The organism is Cryobacterium sp. Y82 (assembly GCF_002929495.1).
GTDB lineage: Bacteria > Actinomycetota > Actinomycetes > Actinomycetales > Microbacteriaceae > Cryobacterium > Cryobacterium serini.
In genome coordinates this window covers 1-1,306 of sequence record NZ_PJJJ01000002.1, presented here as the reverse complement: position 1 = coordinate 1,306, position 1,306 = coordinate 1, and the positions used below count along the sequence as shown (strand labels likewise).

The window sequence follows — 1,306 nt, the reverse complement described above, 5'->3', positions numbered from 1 at the left end:
GGGCGTTTTCTAGCCATCGTCGCAACACACGATCAAATGTGGGCTAGTTCTTTGAGCCTATCGAAGTGCGTTTGCGATGGCTCCCAATTGCGCGATTCGCGGGGGCGAGCGTTGATCTTGGCGGCGACCTCAGCCAAGCGTTCGGGGCTGTGGAGGTTCAGGTTGGTGCCCTTAGGGAAGTACTGGCGAATGAGTCCGTTGGTGTTCTCATTGGAGCCTCGTTGCCACGGTGAATGTGCGTCGCAGAAGTAGACGGGGATCGTCGTTTCTTCCTGGAACTGCCGGTACTCGGCCATCTCCGATCCTTGATCCCAGGTCAGCGTTTTCCTGAGGTGCGCTGGTAGGGCGGACATCGCCGTGCCGACCCGTTCGCGGACAGTTGCTGCGTCGTGCTTGCCGTTGAGGTGCACGAGCATGAGGAAGCCGCTGGTGCGTTCCACGAGCGTGGCAATGGCCGAGCGGTTGAACGCCCCGCAGACTAGGTCCCCTTCCCAATGACCGGGGATGATGCGGTCGTCGACTTCGGCGGGTCGTTCACTCAGGAGCGGCCCCGAGAAGCGTGAACGCCTCGCGGTGGTGCTGCGGCGGGGTAGGCGTCCACGTCGCCCGGTGCGCAGGTGACGCGTCATTTCCCGGGTTAGCCCGTGGTTCTGCGGCGAGTACAGGGCCTGGTAGATGCTCTCGTGGACGACGTTCATGGCCGGCTGGCCGGGGAAGTCGACGCTCAATTGGTAGCTGATCTGTCGCGGGCTCCACTGTTCCTTCAGCATCTTCTGGATCGCGTCGCGCAATGGCGTACTCGTGGCGATCTTGCTTTGTCGAGGGCGTTTACGTGCCGCGTCGGCAAACGTTTGAGCAGCTCGGGGAACGTATCGCTTGGCGCGCGGGGCTTGATTGCGGCGCACTTCACGGCTGATGGTGGAGGGGCTTCGCCCCAGCGCTGCTGCGATCTGGCGCAGGGACGTGCCGGCGTGCAGCGCGTCGGCGATGTGCACCCGCTCGTCCTCGGACAGGAACCGCGGCGAGATTACGGTGGGGGCGATCCGGGAGATTGGGGCGTAGGTCGTCTCGCGGCCGTGCGCTTTTTTCACGGTCCGACCGTGGCGCCAGCGCATCCCCGTTCGCCGATTAATTTTTAGTGTGCGACACGCCTCGGCGTTACTGATTCCTTGCCTCATGAGCCGAGCATATTCAACACGTGTCTCGGCCATCGGCAGCGCGCCGGTGCCTTTTTTCCGGGTTCTTGAATTGTCTTTCATCGCTATTCCTAAACGTTAGGTGTTGCGACGTTGGCTGGAAAACGCCC

Annotated in this window: 1 protein-coding gene; it reads right to left on the bottom strand. The window is 62.2% G+C overall.

Features of this window, described 5'->3' with window-relative positions; translation table 11 throughout:
* Nucleotides 1–32 precede the first annotated feature (32 nt).
* Nucleotides 33–1,259, bottom strand: coding sequence for an IS30 family transposase (locus tag CXY70_RS00015; protein ID WP_146065996.1), 1,227 nt, complete (start codon nucleotides 1,257–1,259; stop codon nucleotides 33–35).
* Nucleotides 1,260–1,306: the final 47 nt, after the last annotated feature.

Coding starts and splice junctions, on each gene's coding strand:
- CXY70_RS00015 (WP_146065996.1), bottom strand. CDS start 1,259: ATGAAAGACAATTCAAGAACCCGGAAAAAAGGCACCGGCGCGCTGCCG.